We start from the raw sequence: 24614 nt of genomic DNA, 5'->3' as shown, positions 1-24614 counted from the left end.
CCGGAACGGGGCGCGTGACCTTTCGGCACGACGCTCGTTGGAGGGACCGGGGGCTCCGCGGAGGATGTGGAGCGGTATCGGGCGGAAGTTCACCCGCTCGGGTGGTTCTCGGTGCCCTGCGGGCATTCCGCCAGGTCGGGAGCGATAAAGTTAGGCTTACCTAACTTCTCCTGGGGGTCTGTCGTGTCGCTCGCTGCCGTACCTGCCCAGGCCGCCTCCGGAACCCCGGCCCCGGCCGCCGGTGAGGCCATCCTGCGTCGCCAGCGCGTCCGCGAGTCCGCCGCCAGAACGTACGCCCGCTCCTTCCCGATCGTCCCGGTCCGTGCCAACGGCATGACCGTCGAGGGCGCCGACGGGCGGCGCTACCTGGACTGCCTCTCCGGCGCCGGCACGCTCGCCCTCGGCCACAACCACCCGGTGGTGCTGGAGGCCATCCGCCGCACCCTCGACAGCGGCGCCCCGCTGCACCTGCTCGACCTCGCCACCGCGGAGAAGGACGACTTCACCAGCGCGCTGTTCGACAGCCTCCCGGCCGGGTTCGCGAGCCGCGCCCGGGTGCACTTCTGCGGTCCGGCCGGCACGGACGCCATCGAGGCCGCGCTCAAACTGATGCAGACCGCGACCGGCCGCACCGGCGCGCTCGCCTTCACCGGCGGGTACCACGGCATGACCGCCGGCGCCCTCGCGCTCACCGGCAACGTCGCCGTCAAGGAGCCGCTGCCGAGCGGCGGCGAGGTCGTCCGGCTGCCCTACCCGTACGGCTACCGCTGCCCGTTCGGGGTCGGCGGCGACGCGGGTGTCGATCTCGCCGCCACCTACGTCGAGCGATTGCTGGACGACCCGTCGGGCGGCGTGGTGCCCCCCGCCGCGATGGTCCTGGAGGCCGTCCAGGGCGAGGGCGGCGTCGTGCCCGCGCCCGACGGCTGGCTGCGCGCGATGCGCCGGATCACCGCCGAACGCGGCATCCCGCTGATCGTGGACGAGGTGCAGACCGGGGTCGGCCGCACCGGCGCGATGTGGGCGATCGAGCACAGCGGCATCGTCCCGGACGCGATGGTGCTCTCCAAGGCCATCGGTGGCAGCCTGCCGCTCGCCGTCGTCGTCTACCGCGAGGACTACGACGGCTGGCGTCCCGGCGCCCACACCGGCACCTTCCGTGGCAACACGCTCGCCATGGCCGCCGGGGCGGCGACCCTCCGCTACGTCGCGGCGCACGGGCTGGCCGAGCGGGCGGCCGTCGTCGGCGACCGGATGGCGGCCCGGCTGCGCGACCTCGCGGGCGAGCTGCCGGTGATCGGCGACGTGCGCGGCCGGGGGCTGATGCTCGGCGTCGAACTGGTCGACCCGACGGCCGAGCCCGACGCCTGCGGGGCCCGGCCGGCCGATCCGGCGCTCGCCGTACGGGTGCGGGAGGCGTGCCTGGCGCGCGGTCTGATCGTCGAACTCGGCGGGCGCCACGACGCGGTGCTGCGGCTGCTCCCGCCGCTCACCGTCACGGACGAGCAGGTGGCGGCCGTGCTGGAGCGGCTCGCCGACGCGATCGCGTTCGTGTCCGGGTCCGAGCGCGGGGCCGGGGCCGAGCCCGGGTCCGTGTCCGGGTCCGCTGCCCCGCCGTCAGCGTCGGCTGCGGGGCCGGCTGCGGGCGGTGCGTGGCGGGCGGAGCGGTGAGCGGCCCCGGGCCCGGTCCGATCGGCATGCCGGGGGGCGAGGTCGCGTCGGACGCCCTGGCCGGCGGCGCAGCCGGGCCCGGGGCGCTCGGGCCACTGCTGGCCACCGTCCTCGACGCGCTCGACACGGGCATCGCCATGCGCTCCGGACCGCTGCCGGCCGGCAGTCCCGCCGAGATCGCCGCACTGGTCGCCGACGCCCTGGCCGCCACCGGCGGCCGCGGCGCGCTCGCCCGGCTCACCGAACTCCTCGCCTACGGAGCCGCCGACCCCGCCGACCCGGCCTGCGCCGCCCACCTGCACTGCCCGCCGCTCGCCGTCGCCGCCGCGGCCGACCTCGCGGTGAGCGCCCTCAACCCGTCGCAGGACTCCTGGGACCAGGCCCCCGCCGCCACGGCACTGGAGACCGCGCTGCTCGCCGAACTCGCCGGGCTGGTCGGCTACGACCCGCAGCGCTCCGCCGGGGTCCTCACCTCCGGCGGCACCGAGTCCAACCTGATGGGGCTCATGCTGGCGCGCGACCAGAAGCTCGACGGCATCGTGGAGCTGGACGGGATCCCGGAGGGCGTCCGGCCGTGCATCCTCGCCTCCGAGGCCGCGCACTTCTCCGTCCAGCGCGCCGCCGCACTCCTCGGGCTCGGCGAGCGGGCCGTCCTCACCGTGCCCGTCGACCGGCAACTCCGGATGCGGGAGGAGGAGTTGGAGCGGTCCCTGGCGGAGGCCAGCTGGGCCGGGCGGACCCCGATCGCCGTCGTCGCCACCGCCGGAACCACCGACACCGGAGCCGTCGACCCGCTGGCCGCCGCTGCCGACCTCGCCCGCCGCTACGGTGCCTGGCTGCACGTCGACGCCGCGTACGGCGGCGGGGCGCTGCTCTCCGACCGGCTGGCCCCGCTGCTCGACGGCATCGCCCGCGCCGACTCGGTCTCCCTCGACTGGCACAAGCTCGGCTGGCAGCCGGCCGCCGCCGGGGTGTTCCTGGTGCGTCGCGCCGAGACGTACGTCTCGCTCGCCCGCCGCGCCGAGTACCTCAACCCGGTCGACGACGAGCAGGCCGGCTACCCGAGCCTGCTCGGCCGCTCCCTGCGCACCACCCGCCGGGCCGACGCCTTCAAACTCGCCGTCACCCTGCGCACCCTCGGTCGCGACGGCCTCGGCCGCCTCGTCGACGCCTGTCACGACCTCGCCCGCGCCGCCGCCGACGCCGTCCGTGCCGACCCCTCCCTGGAACTGCACGCCGACCCCGTGCTCACCACCGTCCTCTTCCGCTACCGTCCGCCGGGCGTGACGGACGGGGCGGCGCTGGACGAGATGAACGGTCGGCTGCGGCGGCTGCTGCTGCGCAGCGGCCGGGCGGTGGTCGGGCGTACCGAGTTGCCGGGGGACGGGCCGGGGCGGGTGCGGCTGAAGCTGACGCTGCTGAACCCGCACACGACGGTGGGGGAGGTCGGAACGCTGCTGCGCGAGGTGGTGGGGGCGGGCCGCAAGGTGGCGGGGGAGCGGGCGGGCTAGCGCGGCGCCCCCGGGGCGCCGTACGGAAGCGCCGCGCGGGCGCGTGCGGGCGTCGCGCGGGCCCGTACGGCGGTGGTCGGGCGCGCCGGGCGGGTCAGAGGCCCAGGAGGACCTTGTGGGCGAGCTCCCAGGTGTGGGGGTCGGCTGCGACCAGGAGGCCGTCCTCGCAGCCGGGGGCCTCGGGGCGGTACGGGGTGCCGTCCAGGCGGGCGGAGACGCCGCCGGCCTCGGTGACGAGGAGCGAGCCGGGGGCGTGGTCCCAGGGGAGGGTGCGCCAGTAGAGGAGGAAGTCGAAGCGGCCCTCGATCACGTCGGGGTACTCGATTCCGGCGGCGTGCCGGCCGGGGGAGACCTCGCCGAAGGCCGTGGCGTTGGCCATCAGGTGGCGGCGGTGCTCGGGGTCCAGGAAGCGGCTCTTCACCGAACCGCGCAGCTCGGCGGCGTCCCGCGGTGCCGGCGGGCGGGTGAGGCGCTCGCCGTCGCGCCAGGCGCCGGCGCCCAGTTCGGCGCGGTAGGCGGTGGCGGTGGCGGGCTGCCAGATCCAGGAGGCCACGGTGCGGCCGCTGCGGACGAGGGAGCACATCACGGCGTACTCGGGGCGGCCGGCGACGAAGTTGGCGGTGCCGTCGACCGGGTCGACCAGCCAGGCGGCGGGTTCGTCGTGGAGTGCCCGGGCGAGTGAGGGGTCGGCGGCGACGGCCTCCTCGCCGACCACGGGGACCGGCAGCAGCTCGTGCAGGCGGCGGGCGATGATGGCCTCGGCCTCGCGGTCGGCGATCGTCACGACCTCGCCGGGCGCCTTCTCCATCACCTCGCCGGCGGCCAGCGCCCGGAAGCGCGGCTCCACCGCCTCGGCCGATGCCTCGGCGAGTATCTCCGCCACCTTGTCCATCAGCACGTTCGCGCTCCCTTCGCTGAGTACCACTCTCCCACGAGAGCGGGAAGAGGGCGGCGGCGGACGGGGGCGCGGAGCGGCTGACGGCCGACAGATGACAACCGACAGATGACAGCTGACAGATTTCGAAATCTGTCAGCTGTCATCTGTCATCTGTTCGTTGTCCTTGGTCACCCGCCCAGGTAGTGGAAGCCCGGGCGAGGGTGCATCAGGAACTCGTGGTGCGAGATGTTCCAGGCGTACGCGCCCGCCATGGCGAACAGCACGCGGTCCGCCGCCCGCAGCCCCGCCGCGCCGTCGGCCGCGCGGGCGAGGACGTCCTTCGGGGTGCAGAGCTGCCCGGCCAGGGTGGCGCGGCCGGTGGTCACGGCGGGGCGCGGCCACGGGTGCGGCCACAGGTCCACCGGGAGCACCGCGAAGGGCTGGGAGTGCCCCCGGGTCACCGGGGTGCGCAGGTGGTGGGTGCCGCCACGGACCACCGCGAAGTCCTCGCCGTGGCTCCGCTTCACGTCCAGCACCTCGGTCGCGTACCAGCCGCAGTGGGCGGTCAGCGCCCGGCCCGGTTCGATCCGCAGGGTGAGCGCGGGGTGGGCGTCGAGCAGTCCGGCCAGCCCCTCGCCGAAGGCCTTCCAGTCGAATCGCGCGGCCGGGTCCTCGTAGTCCACGGCCATCCCGCCGCCGATGTTGACCTCGTCGAGCGGGAAGCCGTGCCGTTCGGCGAGCGCGGCCGACCAGGCGACGATCTGCGCAGCGACCGACAGCTGCTCCGCCGCGTCGAGGCCGCTCGCCAGGTGGGCGTGCACGCCGCGCAGGCGCAGCTGCCGCCCCAGCGGGCCGTCGCCGGTGAGCAGGCGGACGCACTCCTCGGCCTGCTCCGGGTCCAAGCCGAACGGCGTGGGCCGTCCGCCCATCGCGAGCGGCACCGCGTCGAGCGCGTCCGTGGTGACCGCCAGGTTGACCCGCAGCAGCACGTCCACGACCGCCCCCGGCTGCTCCGCGAGCACGGCGGCGAGCCGGTGCAGCTCCTGCTCGCTCTCCACGTGCCAGCGGTGCACCCCGGCCGTCACCGCGGCGGCGATCTCGGCCGGGGTCTTGCCCGGCCCGCCGAAGGCCAGCGGCGCGTCCGGCACGGCGGCCCGAACGTGCGCCAACTCGCCGCCGCTGGAGACCTCGTAGCCGTCGACCGCGTCGCGCAGCGCGGTGAGCAGCGGCGTCTCCGGGTTGGCCTTGGCGGCGTAGTACAGCTCGACCCGCTCGGGCAGCGCGGCCCGGACGGCGGCGGCGTGCTCGCGCAGCGCGGCCAGGTCGTAGACGTAGGCGGGCAGTTCGTCGGACGCGAGGGCGGCGACATGGCTGCGGACGGTCTCGGTCATCGGGCGGTGCTCCCGGCGTGAAGGCGGACGGGCATGCGGGCGGCCTCGGCGAGGACGGAGCCGGCCAGCGGGGAGGGCAGCCGGACGTAGCCGGCCTCGCGGTCGGCCTTGCGCTCCCAGCGGGTCAGCAGGTTGGCCTTGGCGGGCAGCGGGACACCGGCGAGCAGGGCGCGCAGCCGGGGCGGGCAGCCGTGGGCGGCGGCGTACTCCTCCAGGGTGTCCCGGACGGCCTGCCACAACGCGCACTCCAGCTCCGGGTGGCGGTCCGCGAGGGCGGCGAGCAGCTCGGAGACGTGGTTGACCAGCAGGCAGTAGACCACGCGGTCCCAGCCGCGCTCGGCGTCGTACGTCATCGGGCCGGCCACCTCGGGCGGGAGGGCGGCGAGGATGTCGGCGTTGTGCTCGGGGACGAGCTTGGTGCCCTCCAGGTCGCGGAAGAGCACCTGGACGGGGTGCCCGGTGGCGTCCACGCCGACGAGCACGTTCTGCAGGTGGGGCTCCAGCACCACGCCGTGGTCGAAGTAGGCGGCCAGGACCGGCGGGACGAGCAGCCGCAGGTAGGCGCGCCACCAGTCGAGCGCCGCCGCGCCGTCCGCGCCGCCGCCCGAACCGGCTTCCAGCAGGCGGGAGATGTGCGCGGAGCTGGTCGGGTGTTCGTCGGCGACGGCGGCCGCGAGCAGCGGGGTGGTGCCGGGGCGCAGCACGCCGGCGAAGCCCTCGCGGACGATCAGGCCGAAGCCCTCGTACAGCGCCCGGTCGGGGTGGCCGTCGGCGCCGGGCAGGGCGAGGGTGCGGAAGGCCGGTTCGCGGAGCATCGCCGTGTCGGGGAAGCGCCGGGCGAGGTCGGCGAGCGCCGGTGCGAGCAGCCGGGTGAGCGCGACGGCGCCGGTGAGTTCGTAAGCGGCGTTCTTGCGCAGGCAGTTGGTGATGCGCACGTTGAGGCTGAACTTCAGGAAGGCGCCGGCGCCGTGCAGGGTGCGCACCGAGGCGGTGGCGGTGAAGCGCTCGCCGCGCGGGCCGAGGTCGAGGACGTCTCCCGTGGCCATGGCGTTGCGCAACATCGGTTGGTCGCCGATGAGTTGGTACTGCCAGGGGTGGGTGGGCAGCAGCCGGTAGCCGTCCGGCACCTCGCCGAGACCGTCGAGCAGGGCGGTGGCGCTCCCGTCCAGCGACTCCTCGGCCAGCAGCTCGGCACGGACCGCGAGGTGGCGCAGCCGGAAGTCGGCGCGGGACTCCGGGGCGTAGCGGCGCCAGTCGCCGCGGGCGGCGGAACGGGACTTGGGGGCCGGGTGGAAGCGGTGGCCGAACAGCAGGGCCTGCTCGGACTCCAGGTAGCGGTCGGCTCCGGCGGCCGGGCGGCGCTCCAGGCCCTGGCGGACGCCGTCGTGGCTGGACGCCACCTGGGCGAGGAACTCCTCGTTGACCGTGCCGGTGCGCAGCTCCAGTTCGTCCCGGACGTACTCGGCCAGCTCCGGCCAGCCCAACACGGCCCATTCGCCGTCCCGTTGGACCTCGACGGGCCCGGTGAAGCGGTGCGCGCCGAGCAGCGAGGTGCGGCGCAGGGCGACCCGCAGCAGGGCGCCGCGGCGGGGCAGGCGCAGCAGCAGGCGGCCGCCGTCGGCGGCGGTCTGGTGCTCGGGGCCGGAGACCTCGCGCAGCAGGCAGTTCAGCAGGGTGTGGGCCACCACCTCGTCGGAGGTGGGCAGTTCGTGGTTCACGGGCTCGCGCGGGTTGGGCTCGCGGGCCGGCTGGCCGGCGGACGTCCGTACGGCAGTGGTCCGTTCGGCAGTGGTCTGCGCGTCCGTCGTCTGCCTCGTGGTCGTCTGTCCGATGGTCGTCTGCCCGGTGGTCGGCTGCGCGCTGGTCGGCTGCGCGGTGGTCATCTGCTCGGCGGTCATCGGCGACTCCAGCGCTGGCGGAGGGACGGGAGGGTGAGGGCGGTGGCCGCGACGGCGGCCAGCAGGGCGGCGGCGGTTCCGGCCACCACGGGGGCGGCGGCACCGAACCGCCCGTTGGCCAGCGCGGCGACGGCGCCGGCGGCGACGGCGCCACCCTTCGAGACGAGTTCGAGGGTGCCGAACATCCGGCCGGGCGGGCGACCCTTGGCGGCGCCGGCGGCGAGCACGGCGAGGCAGACGAGGCCCAGGGTGAGCCCGGCCCCGAGCAGCAGCCGGACGGCGATGAACACGGGCAGCGAGTACGCGACGGTGTGCCCGGCCAGGCCGAGCGCGACGAAGCCGAAGCCGAGCGCGATGCCGGTGTGCGGACGGGAGTCGAACGCCCGGTGGGTGCGGGAGGCGAACACCAGGTAGCACAGGTGCGGCAGGGCGAAGAGCACGCCGGTGGTGGTGCCGTCCACGCCGGGCAGGCGCTGCTCGGCGAGGGCGATGAGGTAGGGGAAGGAGATGACCGTCGCGAAGACGAAGACGAACTCGAAGGCGTAGAGCGTCAGGAGCGGCGCCGAGACGGTCTTCGCGGACGCCCGGCCCGTGGCGGCTTCGGGGGCCTCGGGGAGCGTCGGCTCGGGCAGCAGCGAGAGGAACACCGCTGCGGTGAGCGGGAGTACGGCCATCACCAGGTACTGGCGGTGCGGGTCGATCCACGGGGAGAGCGCCCCGACCAGGATCGGCGCGGCCACCAGGGCCGCCCGTGCGCTGCCCTGCATCAGGGTGAGCGCACGGGAGAGCCGACTGCCGTCGAGTGCGGCTGCCAGGTAGCCGTTGGTGGCCGCGAAGGTGCCGCCGAGGAAGCCCTGGAGGACCAGTGCGAGGGTGAAGGCGGGCAGGCTGTCGGCGGCACCGGCGAGCAGGAAGGAGACGGTCAGCCCGAGTTGGGCGCGCAGCAGCAGCCGCTTGCGGCCGAAGCGGTCGGCCAGTCGGCCCCACAGCGGCGCACCGAGCCCGCTGAACACCGTCGGCACGATGTACAGGACGCCCGCCCAGCGGGCCTGCGGGTCGCCGAGACCGGGCAGGATCGCAGTGAGGTACGGCGGCAGGCCGAGCGCGGCGAAGGAGGCGACGAAGTAGCAGGCCGCGACGGCGTGCACCTGGCGCCGACCGAGCCCTTCGGGGTGCGCGGCCGAGGGCTGCGAGTGCTGCGGGAGCGCCTCCACGGTCATCGGGCGGTCCCGTCGCCGTGCGCGGTGCCGTGTCCTGGCTCGGGTGCGGGGCTGTGTGCGGAGCTGTGCGCTGGACCGAGTGCGGGACTGTGCGCGGGGCCGCGTGCGGCGTCGCGCAGGTAGTTCGGGCCGGTGGTGTAGTGCTTGTTGATGTCGGCGGCGCCCGAGCGCTGCTTGCTGAGCAGTGTCCCGGCGGTGACCATGGCCTTGACCGGAAGGCGCTCGGCGTCCAGCAGGGCCGTCCGCAGCGGCTCGCCCACCGGCCCCAGCCGCTCCACGGCTTCCGCCGTGCGCTTGCGCAACAGCGTGAGGACGTCCGTGAGTTCGGCCCGGCCGTGGTCGGCGAGACCGAAGGCGACGGAGCCGGTGCACAGGTGGCCGGTGATGGTGGCGAAGAGGTCGACCAGGGCCCGGTCGTCCTCGCAGAAGATCCGCGCATCGTCGAACTCGTCCACGGAGGGGGCGAGTTCGCCGAGGGCGGCGGTCATCCGGGCGGTGTGCACGCGCGGGCCGTCGTCGTCCTTGTAGAGCAGCCGCAGACCGTCCCCGTCGAGCACCAGCGAGGTGTTCTGCTGGTGCGACTCCAGGGCGATGCCGTAGCCGAACAGCGTGGTCTGCCAGTCCAGCAGCAGCTCCAGCAGGGCGTCGTAGCAGGCCAGGACGGAGCCATCGTGGTAGCGGTCGGCGAGGTGGTCGATGACCAGGCGGCCGTCGGGCGCGGGGGCCAGCAGAGCGGCCAGCGGGACGGTGGTGGCCCGCTCCAGCCCCGCCGGGTAGCGGCGCACCAGGACGGCCAGCAGCTCGTGACCGGCGTGCGCCCAGGTCTGCTCGTCGGCGTGCAGGATCCGGCCGGCGAACCGCGGCTCGCGCTCCAGCACGGCCTCGACCAGCCGCTGGCCGGCCGCGCCGTCGAGCAGTGTCCCGGGCTTGATGGTGCGGCGGTTGAGCCGGCCCAGGGTGGCGGTGGCGAGCGGGAGCTTGAGGTGGCACCCGGGGTCGTCGGCGACGGCGACGGTGCGCATGGACAGGGTCGGGACGACGGTCAGGTACGGCCGGTCGGCGAGCACCGCGCGGTCGGTCAGGCCGGTGGCCGCCAGCGCCTCGTCCAGCGGCGCGCCGACGGTGAGCGGGTGGACCGGCAGGGTGGCCCAGCCGTCGCCGGGGCACCGGTCGGCGAGGCCGAGCCAGGCCGGCGTGGGCCACCAGCTGGGCAGGGGACGTTCGCCGTGGACGGTCAGCGCGTCGGTCGGCACGGCCAGCCAGCGCAGTTCGAAGGCCGGGTGGAACTCGGGTGCGTGGGCGCGCAGTTGGGGCTCGGTGAGCCCGGAGCGGCCGCGTGCCGTCGGGTAGACCGGATGGTCGATGTGAGCGGCCAGGGTGTCGTGGCCGAGGGCGGCGGCGGGGCCGGTCCAGTCGGCCGGGTCGGGGCCGTACAGATCGGTCAGCCGGTCGTGTACCTCGGCGCGGACCCGCTCGTGCAGTTCCATGGTGGCGAGGGTCTGGCGGCACTCCTCGGCGAAGGCCGCCCAGCCGGGCCGGTCCTCGGCCTCGGCCAGTTCGGCGAGCGCCGCCACGACGGTGTCCGGGCCGGTGATCCGACGTCCGTCGAGCTCCAGCAGCGGCAGCCGGGCGGCGTACTCGCACTGGAAGCCCTCCGGGGCCACCGGCAGGGCGAGCCGTGCTTCGGGGACGGTCAGCCAGGGGCCGTCCGGACGGGTCTCGACGGTGCCTCGGCTGCGCAGGCCGAGGACGTCCTCGCGCAGCAGGGCGGACAGCACCCGCAGGGTGAGCTGCTCGGTGGCGGTGGCGGTGGCGGTGGCGGTGGCGGTGGCGGTGGCGGTGGCCGCGGCGGCCGTGTTGGTGGCAGTGGTGGCTGCGGGGCGGGTCTCGGCTGTCGGCCGGTCTCCGGGGGTCATGGGGTGATTTCCCAGCGGTTGGCGGCGAGGAAGCGGGCGACTGCGGTGTCCACGGCACCCTGGTCGGTGCCGACGGCCCAGATGACGCCCAGGTAGTCGCGGTTGGTGCGGTAGAGCTCGTGACGTTCGCCGAGCGGGCGCAGCGGTCGGTAGGCGAGCCGGACGCCGTCGCGCTCCTCGTCGTACGGGCCGGGGGCGGCGGTGAGGACACCGGCGCGGTCGGCGCAGACCAGCTCGTTGCGGGCCCGGCGGAGGGTGGCGGCGCACCTCTCCGTCAGGTCGGCGGGCAGCTCGTGGCCGAGGTGGACGCCGAGGACGAGCTCGAACAGCGGTATGTCGAGGATCTCGGCGAGCATCAGGTCGCACTGGTCGCCGATGGCACGGTAGTTGACCTCGATGAGACGGGCGCGGCCGTCCGGCTGCAGCACGAACTCGGTGTGGCAGACACCGAACCCGACACCGAGCGCGTCGAGTTGGGCGAGCACCTGGTCGACCACGGGCTGCGGGTGGGCCGGGACGAAGGTGAGCAGCTCCTCGATGAAGTCCGGCGGCGGGGAGATCCGGGTGCGGAAACCGCCGAGGACGTGGCGACGGTGGCCGTCGCCGAGGGTCTCCAGGGTGTACAGCTGCCCGTCCAGGAACTCCTCGACCACCAGGGTGGCGCCGGCCCTGCGGTGCTGGATCTCCTTGCAGCGGGCGAGGAGTTCCGCGGTGTCGGTGACCAGGGTGACGTCCTCGCTGGCCACGCCCTCCCGGGGCTTGACCACGCAGGGGAACGGCGGGTCCAGCTCGGCCGGGTCCTGCCCGGGCGCCAACTCGGCGGACCAGACGGTGTCCTGGCCGGTCAGTGCGAGGTGGCGGCGCAGCTGGCCCTTGTCCTTGGCGCGCAGCGCGGCCTTCCAGTCCTTGGCGGGGAGGCCGAAGTACTCGGCGGCCAGGGCGGTCTGGGTCTGCAGGTGGTCGCTGTTGCTGAAGACCGCGTCGGGTGCGTGGCCCGGGGAGGACAGGGCGAGGCGGGAGATCAGGCTGACCACGGCGCGGAAGTCGCGCACGTCGCACTCCAGGATCTCCGGTGCGGAGAAGGGGAGCGCGGCGTAGGCCTGCCGGTGGGGGTCGGCGCAGTCGGTGAGGACGGTGACGTCGAGCCCGAGCCGGGCGGCGGCGGGCAGGAAGCCGGTGGTGACCGAGTCGGTGGGGTTCAGGGCGAGCAGGTAGAGCCGCATGGGGGTCCTCAGGGGATGGCGGAGGCAGGTGGGCGGACAGCTGACAGCCGACAACTTTCGAAATCTGTCAGTTGTCAGCTGTCGGCTGTCAGTCGTCGGTTGTCATCCGTTCGCCGACATGGGGCCGGGGCGCGGGCCGACATTCGCCGGACGACGGCCGCGACGGCGAACGGGATGACGACCGGGACGGCTACTTGGGCGCGTCCACGCCCGCGGCCTTGGCGATGTCGACGAGCATCGCGTCGGCGGCCTGGACACCGATGCCGGACATCCAGGTCTCGTCCGGGACGTTGAACACCTTGTTGTTCTTGACGGCGTTCAGGCCCTGCCAGACCGGGGTCTGCTGGACCTCGCTCTCCTTGGTCTTGGTCGGGTCGTCGGCGGTGGTGACGAACACCAGGTCGGCGTCCGCCTGGTTGATCTGCTCGGCGCTGACCTCGATGATGTTCTGGTCCACGTCCTGCGCGGCCGGGCGGGTCAGGCCGACGTCCTTGAGCACCACACCGCTGTAGGAGGACTTGGCGTACAGGCGGGTCGGGCCGGCCACGAAGCGGACCACCGACGCGGTCGGCATGGTTCCGTTGAACTTGGTCCGGATCTCCTCGCCGAGCTTCTTCGCCCGCGCCTCGTAGTCGGCGAGCGCCTTCTTCGCCTCGTCCTCCTTGCCGAGCGCCTGGGCGTACAGCGCCAGGTTCTCCTTCCACGGGAACCCGGTGGTCTCGGCCAGGACGGTCGGGGCGATCGCGTTCAGCTGGGAGTACACCTTGGCGTGCCGGACCTTGGAGGAGAGGATCAGGTCGGGCTTGAGGGAGGCGATCAGCTCCAGGTTCGGCTCGTTCATCGGGCCGACGTCCTTGGTGTCCTTGATCTTGTCCTTGAGGTAGTTCGGGAACCCGCCCTCGGTCTTCATGTGCGGGGACACCGCGCCGACCGGCGTGATGCCGAGCAGCGTGACGTCGTCCAGCTCGCCGCTGTCGAGGACGACGACGCGCTTCGGCTGGCTCTTGAGCTCGGCCGTGCCCGCCGCGTGCTTGACGCTGCGCGGGAAGCCGGCGGCGGTGCCGGCCGAGGCGGCGGACGCGGAGTCGCCGCCCGACTTGGCACCGTTCCCGCTGCTGCCGCAGGCGGCGAGCAGGGTGGTCGAGAGGGTGACGGCGAGGACGGCGACGGGGAGGCGGCGGTTCATCAGGGTTCCTTGGATCGGGTCGAACGGGGGGACGGGGGTGGGAAGTTCAGACGGCGGTGGCAGCCGTACAACCGACGGCATCGGCATCGGCAGCGGCACTGGCACCCGCACCGGCAGCGGCACCGGCAACGGAGCCGCGCACCCGCGCCCGCGGCACGACCAGCGGCGTGCCGGTCTCCGGATCGGGCACGACCCGGCAGGGCACCTGGAAGACGGCCTCCACCAGCTCGGCGGTCAGCACCTCCGACGGCGGACCGGCCGCCGCGAGCCGTCCGTCCTTGAGCACCACCAGGTGGTCGGCGTACCGGGCGGCCTGTCCGAGGTCGTGCAGCACCATCACGACGGTGCGTCCGGCCTCGGCGTGCAGGTCGGCGACCAGGTCGAGCACGTCGAGCTGGTGGCGCAGGTCCAGGAAGGTGGTCGGCTCGTCGAGCAGCAGCAGGTCGGTCTCCTGGGCGAGCGCGAGCGCGATCCAGACCCGCTGGCGTTGCCCGCCGGAGAGCCGGTCGACCTGCCGGTCGCGGAGCTCGGCGGTGCCGGTGCGTTCCAGCGCGTCCTCGACGGCGGCCTGGTCGGCCTTGGACCACGGGCTGAGCATCCGCTGGTGCGGGTACCGTCCGAGCCGGACCAGCGCCTCGACGGTGACCGCCTCCGGGGTGACCGGCTGCTGCGGCAGCAGGCCCATCCGCTTGGCGAGCGCCCGGGCGGGCATCCGGTGGATGTCGGCGCCGTCCAGGGTGACGGTGCCGGCGGCCGGGTCGAGCAGCCGGACGAGCCCGCGCAGCAGCGTCGACTTGCCGCAGGCGTTCGGTCCGACGATCGCGGTGACGGCGTCGCCGGGCAGTTCGAGGTCGAGCCCCTCGACGATGGTCCGGTCGCCGTAGCGCAGCCCGAGGCCCCGGGCGGCGAGCCGGTTCGCGGTTGCGCCGGGGGCTGCCGGAGGGGTCCGGCCGGCAGCTGCGGCAGGGGTGATGGCGGTCGCGGTGGCAACCGCGGTCGCGGTCTCGGCGGAGGTCATCAGCTGCTCCTCTGGGGAAGCCGGCTCTGGCGGATCATCAGCACCAGGAGCCAGGGCGCGCCGAGGGTGGCGGTGACGGCACCGACCGGCAGGCCGTGGACGGGGATCACGTGGAGCACCAGGAGGTCGGCGGAGAGCAGCAGCACGGCGCCGGTGAGCGCGGTGAGACCGAGGGTGCCGAGGGTGGGCGGTCCGGCGAGCAGGCGGACCAGGTGCGGGACGGCGAGCGCGACGAAGGCGACCGGTCCGGTGAGGGCGGCGGCCAGCGAGGCGAGGGTGATGGTGAGCAGCAGCAGCCCGAGCCGGTCGCGGGCCGGGGTGAGGCCGAGGCCGCCGGCCGAGTCGTCGCCGAGGTCGAGCACGGCGACCCGCCGCTGGCTGAGCAGGACGCCGACCGCGGTCAGCCCGATGGCGGAGCCGCCGATCCACACCTCGGTCCAGTTGCGGCCGTAGAGCGAGCCGGTGGTCCACTGCAGTGCCGAGGAGGCCAGCTCGGCCGGGAACCGTACGATCATCAGGTTCACGGCGGCGGCGAGGCCCTGCTGCACCGCCAGGCCGACCAGCACCAGGCGGGTGACGGCCATCTTCGAGCGCCAGGCGAAGCCGCCGAGCAGCAGCGCCGCGAGCACCCCGCCGCCGACCGCGGCCAGCGGGATCAGCTGCTGGGAGGCGCCGGTGGCCAGCATCAGGACGGCGCCGAAGGAGGCGCCGCCGGTGATGCCGATGGTGTCGGGGGCGGCCAGCGGGTTGCGGAACAGCCGCTGCAGCATCGAGCCGGCCATCGCCAGCCCGGCGCCCGCGATCAGGGCGGAGACGACGCGGGGCGCGCGGAACTGCTGCACCACCAGGACGTTGCCGGGCTCGCCCTGGCCGACGAGCGCGCGCAGGGCGTCCCAGACGGGGATGTCGAGCTGCCCGGTGCCGAGCGCGATCCCGGTCAGCAGCACCAGCAGCGCGGCGGCGACCAGCGACCAGACGGCGGTACGGGTCCGGCGGCAGGCGAGGGCCCGGGCGGGGAGGGCGAGCGCGGTCACCGGGCCACCTTCCGGGCCAGCACCGCGAGCAGCGGCGCGCCGAGGAACGCGGTCACGATGCCGACCTCGATCTCGGACGGGCGGACCACCAGCCGACCGAGCACGTCGGCGGTGAGCAGCAGCAGCGGACCGGCGATCAGGCAGCCGGGCAGCAGCCGGCGGTGGTCGTTGCCGAGCAGCGGGCGGACCAGGTGCGGGGCGGCCAGTCCGATGAACGCCACCGGTCCGGCGACCGCCACCGCACTGCCCGCGAGCAGGACGACGGCGAGCCCGCCGGCCACCCGGATCCGGGCCACCGGCACGCCCAGCGACTGCGCGGTCTCGTCGCCGAGGGCCAGCGCGTTGAGCGCGGGGGAGATGGCGAGGGAGCCGATCAGGCCGAGTGCGAGGAAGGGCAGGACGGGGGTGAGGGTGTCCAGGTGCCGTCCGGCGATCGATCCGGCCAGCCAGAACCGGGCCTCGTCCAGCGTGCGGTGACTGGCCAGCATCAGCGCCGAGGTCCAGGAGGTGAGCACCACCGTGAGCACGGTGCCGCCGAGCGCGAGCCGGACCGGGTCGAGGTCCCCGCCGCGCCGGGACATCGCGTACGCGGCGACGGCGGCGACGGCCGCTCCGGCGAAGGCGAACCAGAGGTACTCGACCGGGCGGGAGAGGCCCAGCGTGTAGATCGCGGCGACGACGGCGAGGCTCGCGCCCGCGTTGATGCCGAGGGTGACCGGCGAGGCCAGCGGGTTGCGGGTGACGCCCTGGGCGACCGCCCCGGCGACACCGAGCGCCGCCCCGACGGCCAGTCCGATGAGCGTGCGCGGGACCCGAAGGCCCGTCACCACATCGGCGTCACCGCCGTGGGCGGCGCCGGTGAGGGCGTCGACGACGGTCGACAGCGGGATGGATCGGGAGCCCAGCGCAAGGCTCAGGGCCGCACACAGCACGAGCGCGCACACGCCGGCGAGCAGCACCAGGAGCTGCCGGGCCGCCGAGGCGCGAGGCGTCGGCGGGACTGTGGAGGCGGGCGGATCGGTTCTCAGCACGAAGCGATATCTTAGGTTAGGTTTACCTAAGTTCGTCAAGGGTTTGGGTGATTCGCCCTCGACTGGCCCGATGTGTCGACCGGCCCGCGATCGCCCCTGGTCGCCGGGCGGCATGAGGCATTGTAAGGTGAGCCTCACCTTAATCGATCATACGGAATCGATCTCGGGAGTGCCGATGGTTCCCGGAACACCCCTGCCCGTCGCGCCTCGCGGCGCCCTGCCGTCCGGCGCGTCCGTCCTGTCCGGCGGGTCCACCGCGTCCACTGCATCTGCCGCGCCCGTCGCGGCTGGTGGGTCCACCGCGTCCGCCGCGCTCGTCGGTGACTACCGGCGGCTGCTGGAGCTGTGTCCGGTGCTGGACCTGCGGCTGCTCGACTCCGTCGAACCGGCTCCGCGCGCCGCCGACGGCTGGTACTCCGGAGCCCGGATCGCCACCGACGAACGGGCGCTGGCCGCCGTCCTGGCCGGCGAGGAGTCCCGCATCGCGGCCGAGCACGGCCGCGCCCCGCGGCCGCACGTGACCGCTTCCCGGCTGCTGCACCACTACGTCTGGTCGGTCTGCCTGATCGTCGCCGGCCCCTGGCACCTCGCCCGGAGGGTGCCGGTCGTCGACCCCGCCGACCTCTGGCTGCACGCTCCCACCGGTGCGCTCGCGCTGCGCCCGCGCGGCCACGTCACCCTCCCCGGTGACGACGAGCTCCGCGCCGAACTGCGGGCCGCCGTGGTCGCGCACGTCGAGCCGCTGCTCGCGGCCTTCGCCGGGCCCACCCGGCGTCACGACCGGGCGCTCTGGGGCATGGTGACGGACGACCTCGCCTCCGCCGTCTGGTACCTGGGCCGGATACTCGGCGACGAGGACGCCGCCGTCACCGCCGCCGGGGCCGTCCTGCCCGGCGGCACCCAGCCGCTGCCGGGCGCCGCCGACTTCCGCCACCTGCACACCCCCGACGGGCGCACCCACCACACCCGCACCCGGCTCGGCTGCTGCCTCTACTACGCGGTCGGGCCCGAGGCCGTCGCCTGCCTGACCTGCCCGCGCACCTCCGACGAGGAGCGGCTGCGGCGGCTCTGACCGCGAACGGCCGCAGCGACCCCGACCGCGAACGGCAGCGACCCCGGCCGCGAACGGCAGCGACCCCGACCGCGAACGGCCGCGAGCCGGGCCGCCGGAACGCTGACGGACCGTCCACAGCGGTGCGGGGAAACGTGCTTCGTTGTCAGTGCTGTCGGCTATGGTCACCCGCATGATCGATTCCACCGTGCGGGTCCGGATCGCCCGCCCCTCGCGCGACCTCGCGGCAGCCGAACGCTTCTACGTCGGCGGCCTCGGGCTCGACGTGCTGTGGCGCACCACCGAGCGGGTCTCCGGCGAGCACGACCTGCTGATGGTCGGCCCGCCCGGTGGCGCCTGGCACTTCGAGCTGACCCACGACCCGGAGCGGCCGCTGGAGCCCACCCCGACGGTGGACGACCTGTTCGTCGTCTACCTCGGCGCGCCGGTGGACGAGGCCTTGGTCGCCCGGCTGGAGGCGGCCGGCGGCACCCGGGTCGAGGCCCACAACCCGTACTGGGAGGAGTTCGGAGTGACGGTGGCCGACCCGGACGGCTACCGGCTGGTGCTCTGCTCCCGCACCTGGGGGGCCTGACCGGCCGGGCCCGTTCCGCTCCCGTCGCGCGGCGCCTGGCCGGGGGCGGACTCCCCGGCCCCGCCGCGCGGTACGGGGCCGAGCAGGGCCTCTCCGGCCCCGCCGCGCAGCACCGCCACGCCCCGGTCCAGGTCCACGCCGAAGTGCGGCGGCGATCCGGCCTGCGCGTCGTCCCGCAGAGCGAGCCGCTCCTTCTTCTGCTCGACCTGGATCCGCTTCCCCGGGCTGAACAGCGCGTGCAACTCGTCCAGCCCGCCGGCGCCCAACCCCGCGACCCCGGGCCCGCGCTGCCGCGGGCGCGGCGACGCCTCGTCCCGGATCTGCCACACCGCCAGTGCGGCCAGCCCCAGTAACGCCGCCACCGTCGCCACCACACCCACGATCAGCCCCATGCCCGCTCAACGCCGGACCGGGGTGGGGGCGTTCCCCGGACGCCCGTTCGGGCCGGGGCCGCGCCCGCCGGATACGCTGCCACACCAACGGAAGGAGCGCCCTCACCATGACCGTGCGCGGAACCCTCGTGGACATCCGGACGGCGGACGGCACCGCCGACGCCTACCTCGCCCACCCCGATGACGGCCGGGCCCACCCGGGCGTCATCCTCTACATGGACGCCTTCGGGCTCCGGCCGCACCTGAAGCGCATGGCCGACCGCCTCGCCGCGGCCGGGTACACCGTGCTCGTCCCCAACGCCTACTACCGGAACGGCCGCGCCCCGGTCGTCGAACTGCCGGAACTCATCGACGTGGAGAGCGACGACCCGGTCTTCGACCGGCTCGGCCCGTTGCTCGCCACCCTCACCCCCGACGTGACCGAGCGCGACGCGGACGCCTACCTACGCTGGCTCGCCGAGTCGCCGCTGGTCCAGGACGGCCCGGTCGGCCTCACCGGCTACTGCCGAGGCGCCCTCCTCGCCCTGCGCACCGCCGCCGGCCACCCCGACCGGATCGCCCTCGCGGCCGGCTTCCACGGCGGCAACCTCGCCACCGAGCGCCCCGACAGCCCGCACCTGGGCGCCGAACGGATCACCGCCGAGCTGTACTTCGGCCACGCGGACCAGGACGAGGCACTGCCGCCGGAGCAGATCGACCGACTCGCCGAGGCCCTCACCGCCGCCGGTGTCCGCTACCGGGCCGAGGTCTACACCGGCGCCCCGCACGGCTACACCCAGGCCGACACCACCCGCTACGACGCGGTCGCCGACGAGCGGCACTGGGAGGCGCTGCTCGGCCTGCTGAAGCGCGTCCTGCCGGCCTGAGGCCGGGCCACCGGCCATCCGGCCTCCGGGCCGCCCCCGCCCGGCTGCCTGGCCGGTCCGCCCCCGCCTGCGGGCGTGGTTCGGCGGCGCGGTCCGCGCCCGATCTGTTGGTTTGCGGTTCATGGTCCGGACGGACGGAGTTCGGACACCGGAGTCACCGGCCGGACAACGTCGGGTACCTGACGATAAGTCGGGCCGGGTCGCCCGGGGTGTCGGGGGAGCGAACGCGGGCATCGGGGGGAACGGGGCCGAGTGACGGATCCAGGGGGGCCGTACGTGCACAGCATGCAAGGCAAGCGGGGGGCGCGAGCCGGGGGGACGGGCCTGCGCGGCGTCCAGGAAGCCATCGTGCGGGCATTCGCCGCATGCACGCCCGGCGGGGTGCGGCCCGGCGAACTCGACCGCGACGGACGGGCGTTGCGCTGGGTGGAGGCCGGGCAGGGGGCCGGTGTCCCGGTGGTCCTGATCGCGGGCTGCGGCACCTCGTCGCTCACCTGGGCGCCCGTCCTGCCCGAACTCGCCCGGCACGGGCGGGTGGTGGCGTACGACCGGGCCGGGATCGGCGCCAGCGACCCCTGCCGCAGCACCGGCCGGGCCGGGGTCGTGACACCGACGCTGGACGGTCAACTTGCGGACCTCGCAGCGCTGGTGCGACACCTGGACGCCGGTCCAGTGGTCCTGGTCGGCCACAGCTGGGGCGGCCAACTGGCCCAACTCCTGTCCTGGCAGCAGCCGGAGCTGGTGTCCGGGCTGGTGCTGGTGGATCCGGCGCACGAGGAGTTCCAGCCGCCGGCCGTCCGCGTCGCCGAAACCGCGCTGAACCGGCTGGGGATGCTCCGTGCGGCACTGGCGGGTGCGGCACCGGTGAACTCGTCGCACGGACCGGCGGATCCGCTCGCCCGGGCCGAGGCGGCCGTGGTCGCGCACCACCACCAGCGGTGGACCGTCCTCGCCGAGAACCGGCTGACCACCGTCGTCGTCCCGGAGATCCGGCGGCGCCGTGCCACCGCGCGACTGCCCGAGGTGCCGGTGGCCGTGTTGAGCGCGACCGCGGGGCTGCCGGGGAGGATGCGCGCCCGGTGGACCGCCGTGCAGTCGCAGATCGCGTCCCGCGCCACCAGGGGAACGCACATCGTGGTGCGCGAGTCCGGCCACGCCGTCCACGCCGACCGGCCCAGGGCGGTCATCGCCGCCGTCCTGGAGGTGTCCGATCACGCCCGGTACATCCGGAAGGCCTGACGGACGGGCGACAGCCGTGCTCAATTCCTTCCCGCATCCGCTCTGCTGAGGACACGACACGCTCTGGCACACTGTGTGCCGGCGACCCGGCGGGGCGGGTCACGACACACGGGGGGACAGCGGCATGAGCGGGGTGGGCACCGTGCTCGGCGGGCGGTACAGGCTGGTCGAGCGGATCGGCGGCGGCGCGATGGGCTCGGTCTGGCGGGCCGAGGACACCGTGCTGGCGCGACGGGTGGCGGTCAAGATCCTGCGCTCGGAGCTGTTCGAGGACAGCACCGCCACCCAGCGCTTCCGCCGGGAGGCCCAGCTGGTCGCCGCGATCGACCACCCGGGCGTCGTCGACGTCCACGACTACGGCGAGAGCGGCGCGGACGGTGACGAACGCTGCGCCTACATCGTCATGGAGCTGATCGACGGCCGCCCGCTGGACCGGGTGCTGGCGGACACCGGCCCGATGACCGTCGAGCGCGCGCTCGACCTGGTGGCCGGCGCCCTGGACGCGCTGCACGCCGCGCACCAGCGGGACATCGTGCACCGGGACATCAAGCCGTCCAACCTCATGCTGCGCACCGACGGCCGGGTCGCCATCACCGACTTCGGCATCGCCCGGGCGATCGCCAGCACCAAGCTCACCGCCCCGTTCGCGATCATCGGCACCGCGCTCTACATGTCCCCGGAGCAGGCCGAGGGATCGTCCCTGGGGCCGGCCACCGACCTCTACTCGATCGGCGTGGTCTGCTACGAACTGCTGGTCGGCGCGCCGCCGTACTCCGGGGACGGGCCGCTGCAGATCGCGCTCAAGCACGTCAACCAACCGGTGCCGGAGCTGCCGGAGGCCTTCCCGGCGGCGGTCCGGGCGCTGGTCGCCAGGGCGCTGGCCAAGAAGCCCGAGGAGCGGTTCGCGGACGCCGCCGAGATGGCGGCGGCGGTGCGCGCGGCACTCGGCGGCGACGGTGCCGAGGACGGCGCGGGCGCCGGGGTCGCCGGGGTCGGGGCGGCAGGAGCGGCGGGCGGTGCGGCCGGGAAGGGGCCTGCGTCGGCCGACAGCCGGACGATCGCCCTCCGGCCCGGCGCGGGTCCGACGGCGAAGGCTGAGGCCGGGTCAACGGAACCCGCTGCGGGCGGATCCGGGCCGGGCGGACCCGCGGCAGGCGGATCCGAGGCGGGCGAGGCCGAGCCCGGGGCCGTGGTGGTTCCCGCCGCCGGTGACACCCCCGTGCCTGCCGAGGTCGCGAAGGTGCAGCCGCAGCCGCAGCCCGAGGCGCAGACCGAGCCCGGCCGGCGAAGGTCCCGCCGGACCCTGCTGGTGCCCGTGATCATCCCCGTCATCATCTCGGCGGGCACCGCCACCGCCCTGCTGATCGACCGCAGTCCCGGCGGCTCCGACGCCACCGTGCCGCCCGCCGCCCAGCCCACCGTCGTGGTCACCGTCCCCGCGAACCCGGTCACCGGCACCCCGGCCGCGGCGACCGGCACCGCGCCCGCCACCCCGCCGCCGACCGACACCCCGACGGCCGCCCCGAACCCGGACCAGCCGGCCCCCGGTACCGCCGACCAGCAGCAGGCCCCCGTTCCGGCTCCGGGTCAGGCCGGTGGCGGTGGTGCGTCGGGCGGTAGCCGGACCGGCGGTGCGGGTGCGTCCGCCGGCGGCGGCGCGTCCTCGGGCGGGTCCGGGTCCGGGGCAGGGTCCGGCTCCGGGTCGGGGTCAGGGGCCGCCGGCGGCCAGGCGAACCAGCCGGGCGGTGCCGCAGGCGGCAACCCGCCCGCCCCGCCCGCCAATCAGAACCCGCAGCCGCCGGCCCAGACCTCGGGCGGCGGCACCACCGCGGCGCCGCCGCAGAGCCCGAGCCGCCCTGCGTCCTGCGGCGGCAACAGCTGGAGCACCATCGTCAGCGTGAAGCACGAGCGGCCGATCGGGATGCGCAACGACAACCTGAACGGCGACAACCCGCTCGTGCTCGGCGGCGCCGCGCAGTACGGCTGGGTGCGCTCGACCAACCCCGGTTCGTGGATCCTGTTCAACGCCTGCAACAACGGCGGCCCGCAGCTCGTCCAGACCACGGACGGGAGGGTCGTGTTGAGCAACGGGTTCAGCTTCCTCACCAACTGGACCGTCCGCAACGGCTCCACCCCGGGCTCGTACACGCTGGCCGACTACATGAACTCGGTCTGCATGACCGACAACGGCGTGGGCAACGCGATCACCATGGTGGCCTGCACCCCCGGCAACACCGCGCAGGAGTGGCGTCTCCAGTAGCGGCGACTGTTCGAGGATCGATAGCAGCCCCCGGTGATCCGGGCAAGGGCGAGGGAATGGCGGAACCTCGCCAGTCCGGAGCCGAGGGGCGTGTGGAATCTTCTACACAGATGTAAAAGTCGATTGCCGGTCGACCGGATCCGCCCGCCGGCCACTGCTCGGGCGGGCGGGCGGTCGTCGGCGCTGGCGGTCGGACATGGTTCGGACGGGAACGGCACACGGGTTGCGGTGAATCGTCCCGGTCCGGCCGTCGACTCCACACTCTTCACCGCATGGCGGGACCTGGCCAACTCCTGAAGCGGACCTGTCATTTCTTCTGATGGATTGTCATGCTTCTGTTCATCCCCCGGCGGCAGCCCCACCCCCACCCCTTGGTGGCGAGCCGCCCGACTGCACGGGATCTCAGCACGTCAGCGCCCGTTCCGCCCCACAGGTGCCGACCCCGGCCCCCGGGACGTGGTGCGACCGCGCCCAGACGCGGTTTCCCGGAAGGACTCGTACGTGAAGCGAAAGCTCGCGGCTGTCGCCGTACTCTCGGCCACCGCCCTCCTGACCGGTGTGATCCAGGTGAGCACCGCCGCCCAGGCCGCCCCCGTCGACTCGTCGCCGGCCCAGGCCGCCCGGCAGCACGCCACCGTGCTCGCGGTGGCGAGCGGCCAGTCCGGCCCGCTCGCCAAGGCGCTCGGCCTGGGCGCCAAGGAGCAACTGGTCGCCAAGGACGCCGTCTTGGACAAGGACGGCACCCGCCACCTGCGCTTCGAGCGCACCTACGCCGGCCTGCCGGTGATCGGCGGCGACCTGGTCGTCCATCAGAAGGCCGACGGTGCCGTGAAGTCGGTCTCCAAGGCGGTCTCCGCCCGGATCGACCTGCCGAGCGTGACCCCGGCGGTCCCGGCCGACCAGGCCGCCGCGCAGGCCACCGGCGCGGTCAAGGCCACCGTCGGGGTGACCCTCGACGCCGACCAGTCCCCGCTCGCCGACGTCCACCAGACGGGCACGCCCCAGCTGGTCGTCTGGGCCACCGACGGCAGCCCCCGCCTCGCCTACCGCACCACCGTCGAGGGCGTGCGCGCCGACGGCACCCCGAGCAGCCAGGTCCTGGTCACCGACGCCGCCGGCGGCCAGGTGCTCTCCACCCACGAGAAGGTGCAGACCGCCGCCGGCACCGGCAAGGGCGTCTTCGTCGGCCAGGTCCCGCTGACCACCGCGCAGAGCGGCGGGCAGTACCAGCTCAAGGACGACACCCGCGGCGGCCAGTCCACCACCGACATGAGCAACGGCACCTCGGGCAGCGGCTCGCTGTTCGCGAACACCAGCAACAGCTTCGGTGACGGCACCGCCGGCAACCGCGAATCCGCCGCCGTGGACGCCCAGTTCGGTGCCGCCACCACCTGGGACTTCTACAAGAGCGCCTTCGGCCGCAACGGCATCCGCAACGACGGCGTCGGCGCCCTCAGCCGGGTGCACTACGGCTCCAACTACGTCAACGCGTTCTGGAGCGACGACTGCTTCTGCATGTCGTACGGCGACGGCAGCGGCGACGCCGCCCCGCTCACCGAGATCGACGTGGCCGGCCACGAGATGACCCACGGCGTGACCGCCGCGACCGCCAACCTCAACTACGACGGCGAGTCCGGCGGCCTCAACGAGGCCACCTCGGACATCATGGGCACGATGGTCGAGTGGTCCGCCAACCTGCCCTCCAACCCGCCGAACTACTGGATCGGCGAACTGATCAACCTGAACGGCAACGGCAGCCCGCTGCGCTACATGGACCAGCCGAGCAAGGACGGCCAGTCCGCCGACTACTGGGACGCCAACGTCGGCAACCTGGACGTCCACTTCTCGTCCGGGGTGGCGAACCACTTCTTCTACCTGCTGGCCGAGGGCAGCGGCGCGAAGAGCATCAACGGGTTCGACTACAACAGCCCGACGTACGACAACTCGACGCTCGCCGGCATCGGCCGGGACAAGGCGGCGCAGATCTGGTACCGCGCGCTGACCACGTACTTCACCTCCACCACCGACTACGCGGGCGCCCGCGCGGCCACCCTCAGCGCGGCGGCGGACCTGTACGGCTCGGGCGGCACGGAGTACAACGCGATCGCCGCCACCTGGACGGCGGTCAACGTCAACTGAGCCGGGGAGAGCGAGCCGTCTCCGGGTCCGAGCCGGCCAGCCCGGACCCGGAGACGCGTCCGAGCGAGGCCCTGCCGGGCCGTGGGTGCCGGCCGGAGG

The 24614-nt window shown here is 74.5% G+C and carries 19 protein-coding genes; 8 read left to right on the top strand and 11 right to left on the bottom strand.

The window, feature by feature from the left end; genetic code table 11:
* Positions 1–183: 183 nt before the first annotated feature.
* Both ACIRST_RS11110 and ACIRST_RS11105 read left to right on the top strand, forming a co-directional pair.
* Positions 184–1668, top strand: a complete 1485-nt coding sequence (locus ACIRST_RS11110; protein WP_402801739.1) for a diaminobutyrate--2-oxoglutarate transaminase family protein — start codon at positions 184–186, stop codon at positions 1666–1668.
* Between the two features lie 26 nt (positions 1669–1694).
* A complete protein-coding gene (locus tag ACIRST_RS11105; RefSeq protein ID WP_402802164.1) occupies positions 1695–3179 on the top strand; it encodes a pyridoxal phosphate-dependent decarboxylase family protein in 1485 nt (494 codons plus the stop codon).
* Between the two features lie 94 nt (positions 3180–3273).
* Here the strand turns inward: ACIRST_RS11105 and ACIRST_RS11100 are convergent, their stop codons facing one another.
* The 10 genes from ACIRST_RS11100 to ACIRST_RS11055 all read right to left on the bottom strand — a co-directional run bounded on the left by ACIRST_RS11100 (position 3274) and on the right by ACIRST_RS11055 (position 15904).
* On the bottom strand, positions 3274–4071 hold the full coding sequence (locus ACIRST_RS11100; RefSeq protein WP_350519265.1) for an inositol monophosphatase family protein: 798 nt from the start codon (positions 4069–4071) through the stop codon (positions 3274–3276).
* A gap of 173 nt (positions 4072–4244) precedes the next feature.
* Positions 4245–5447 (bottom strand): type III PLP-dependent enzyme, encoded by a 1203-nt coding sequence (locus tag ACIRST_RS11095; RefSeq protein ID WP_402801737.1) that lies wholly within the window; start codon positions 5445–5447, stop codon positions 4245–4247.
* Positions 5444–7345: an IucA/IucC family protein gene (locus ACIRST_RS11090; protein WP_402801734.1), complete on the bottom strand. Its 1902-nt coding sequence runs from the start codon at positions 7343–7345 to the stop codon at positions 5444–5446. The genes ACIRST_RS11095 and ACIRST_RS11090 overlap by 4 nt, the downstream gene beginning before the upstream one ends.
* Positions 7342–8565 carry an MFS transporter gene (locus ACIRST_RS11085; RefSeq protein WP_402801732.1) on the bottom strand — a complete coding sequence of 408 codons (1224 nt, stop codon included), beginning with the start codon at positions 8563–8565 and terminating at the stop codon, positions 7342–7344. The genes ACIRST_RS11090 and ACIRST_RS11085 overlap by 4 nt, the downstream gene beginning before the upstream one ends.
* Positions 8562–10481, bottom strand: coding sequence for an IucA/IucC family protein (locus ACIRST_RS11080; protein WP_402801730.1), 1920 nt, complete (start codon positions 10479–10481; stop codon positions 8562–8564). Before ACIRST_RS11080 ends, ACIRST_RS11085 begins: the two co-directional genes overlap by 4 nt.
* Complete coding sequence (locus ACIRST_RS11075; protein ID WP_402801727.1) at positions 10478–11704, bottom strand: acetyl-CoA carboxylase biotin carboxylase subunit family protein; 1227 nt, start codon at positions 11702–11704, stop codon at positions 10478–10480. The genes ACIRST_RS11080 and ACIRST_RS11075 overlap by 4 nt, the downstream gene beginning before the upstream one ends.
* 190 nt (positions 11705–11894) lie before the next feature.
* On the bottom strand, positions 11895–12890 hold the full coding sequence (locus ACIRST_RS11070) for an ABC transporter substrate-binding protein (RefSeq protein ID WP_402801725.1): 996 nt from the start codon (positions 12888–12890) through the stop codon (positions 11895–11897).
* Positions 12891–12936: 46 nt separating this feature from the next.
* On the bottom strand, positions 12937–13908 hold the full coding sequence (locus ACIRST_RS11065; protein ID WP_402801723.1) for an ABC transporter ATP-binding protein: 972 nt from the start codon (positions 13906–13908) through the stop codon (positions 12937–12939).
* The gene (locus ACIRST_RS11060) at positions 13908–14942 is read right to left on the bottom strand and encodes a FecCD family ABC transporter permease (protein WP_402801721.1); all 1035 of its coding nucleotides are present in this window, start codon (positions 14940–14942) and stop codon (positions 13908–13910) included. The genes ACIRST_RS11065 and ACIRST_RS11060 overlap by 1 nt, the downstream gene beginning before the upstream one ends.
* Positions 14939–15904 (bottom strand): FecCD family ABC transporter permease, encoded by a 966-nt coding sequence (locus ACIRST_RS11055; protein ID WP_402802162.1) that lies wholly within the window; start codon positions 15902–15904, stop codon positions 14939–14941. Before ACIRST_RS11055 ends, ACIRST_RS11060 begins: the two co-directional genes overlap by 4 nt.
* A 244-nt stretch (positions 15905–16148) precedes the next feature.
* Here ACIRST_RS11055 and ACIRST_RS11050 point away from each other — a divergent pair, with 244 nt between their 5' ends.
* Together ACIRST_RS11050 and ACIRST_RS11045 are read left to right on the top strand one after the other, a co-directional pair.
* Positions 16149–17045: a (2Fe-2S)-binding protein gene (locus ACIRST_RS11050; protein ID WP_402801718.1), complete on the top strand. Its 897-nt coding sequence runs from the start codon at positions 16149–16151 to the stop codon at positions 17043–17045.
* Between the two features lie 172 nt (positions 17046–17217).
* Positions 17218–17619, top strand: coding sequence for a VOC family protein (locus ACIRST_RS11045; RefSeq protein WP_396547825.1), 402 nt, complete (start codon positions 17218–17220; stop codon positions 17617–17619).
* Here ACIRST_RS11045 and ACIRST_RS11040 read toward each other — a convergent pair.
* Positions 17580–18011 carry a DUF6191 domain-containing protein gene (locus ACIRST_RS11040; RefSeq protein WP_402801715.1) on the bottom strand — a complete coding sequence of 144 codons (432 nt, stop codon included), beginning with the start codon at positions 18009–18011 and terminating at the stop codon, positions 17580–17582. The genes ACIRST_RS11045 and ACIRST_RS11040 overlap by 40 nt on opposite strands.
* Positions 18012–18118: 107 nt before the next feature.
* Here ACIRST_RS11040 and ACIRST_RS11035 point away from each other — a divergent pair, with 107 nt between their 5' ends.
* The 4 genes from ACIRST_RS11035 to ACIRST_RS11020 all read left to right on the top strand — a co-directional run bounded on the left by ACIRST_RS11035 (position 18119) and on the right by ACIRST_RS11020 (position 24515).
* Positions 18119–18877, top strand: coding sequence for a dienelactone hydrolase family protein (locus ACIRST_RS11035; RefSeq protein ID WP_402801712.1), 759 nt, complete (start codon positions 18119–18121; stop codon positions 18875–18877).
* Positions 18878–19225: 348 nt separating this feature from the next.
* Entirely contained in the window at positions 19226–20116 is an 891-nt protein-coding gene (locus tag ACIRST_RS11030) for an alpha/beta fold hydrolase (RefSeq protein ID WP_402801710.1), read from the top strand.
* A gap of 124 nt (positions 20117–20240) precedes the next feature.
* A complete protein-coding gene (locus ACIRST_RS11025; protein WP_402801708.1) occupies positions 20241–22376 on the top strand; it encodes a protein kinase in 2136 nt (711 codons plus the stop codon).
* Between the two features lie 501 nt (positions 22377–22877).
* The gene (locus ACIRST_RS11020; RefSeq protein WP_402801706.1) at positions 22878–24515 is read left to right on the top strand and encodes a M4 family metallopeptidase; all 1638 of its coding nucleotides are present in this window, start codon (positions 22878–22880) and stop codon (positions 24513–24515) included.
* Positions 24516–24614 lie beyond the last annotated feature (99 nt).

It is taken from the genome of Kitasatospora sp. NPDC101447, from assembly GCF_044767225.1.
Taxonomy (GTDB): domain Bacteria; phylum Actinomycetota; class Actinomycetes; order Streptomycetales; family Streptomycetaceae; genus Kitasatospora.
This window is presented reverse-complemented; position numbering and strand designations above follow the sequence as displayed.

What these genes read in the sequence shown, in the direction of transcription:
- ACIRST_RS11080 (WP_402801730.1), bottom strand. Translation starts at nt 10,481, where the DNA reads ATGACCCCCGGAGACCGGCCGACAGCCGAGACCCGCCCCGCAGCCACC.
- ACIRST_RS11045 (WP_396547825.1), top strand. Translation starts at nt 17,218, where the DNA reads ATGATCGATTCCACCGTGCGGGTCCGGATCGCCCGCCCCTCGCGCGAC.
- ACIRST_RS11025 (WP_402801708.1), top strand. Translation starts at nt 20,241, where the DNA reads ATGAGCGGGGTGGGCACCGTGCTCGGCGGGCGGTACAGGCTGGTCGAG.
- ACIRST_RS11040 (WP_402801715.1), bottom strand. Translation starts at nt 18,011, where the DNA reads ATGGGGCTGATCGTGGGTGTGGTGGCGACGGTGGCGGCGTTACTGGGG.
- ACIRST_RS11050 (WP_402801718.1), top strand. Translation starts at nt 16,149, where the DNA reads ATGGTTCCCGGAACACCCCTGCCCGTCGCGCCTCGCGGCGCCCTGCCG.
- ACIRST_RS11095 (WP_402801737.1), bottom strand. Translation starts at nt 5,447, where the DNA reads ATGACCGAGACCGTCCGCAGCCATGTCGCCGCCCTCGCGTCCGACGAA.
- ACIRST_RS11100 (WP_350519265.1), bottom strand. Translation starts at nt 4,071, where the DNA reads ATGGACAAGGTGGCGGAGATACTCGCCGAGGCATCGGCCGAGGCGGTG.
- ACIRST_RS11035 (WP_402801712.1), top strand. Translation starts at nt 18,119, where the DNA reads ATGACCGTGCGCGGAACCCTCGTGGACATCCGGACGGCGGACGGCACC.
- ACIRST_RS11105 (WP_402802164.1), top strand. Translation starts at nt 1,695, where the DNA reads ATGCCGGGGGGCGAGGTCGCGTCGGACGCCCTGGCCGGCGGCGCAGCC.
- ACIRST_RS11065 (WP_402801723.1), bottom strand. Translation starts at nt 13,908, where the DNA reads ATGACCTCCGCCGAGACCGCGACCGCGGTTGCCACCGCGACCGCCATC.
- ACIRST_RS11085 (WP_402801732.1), bottom strand. Translation starts at nt 8,565, where the DNA reads ATGACCGTGGAGGCGCTCCCGCAGCACTCGCAGCCCTCGGCCGCGCAC.
- ACIRST_RS11090 (WP_402801734.1), bottom strand. Translation starts at nt 7,345, where the DNA reads ATGACCGCCGAGCAGATGACCACCGCGCAGCCGACCAGCGCGCAGCCG.
- ACIRST_RS11070 (WP_402801725.1), bottom strand. Translation starts at nt 12,890, where the DNA reads ATGAACCGCCGCCTCCCCGTCGCCGTCCTCGCCGTCACCCTCTCGACC.
- ACIRST_RS11075 (WP_402801727.1), bottom strand. Translation starts at nt 11,704, where the DNA reads ATGCGGCTCTACCTGCTCGCCCTGAACCCCACCGACTCGGTCACCACC.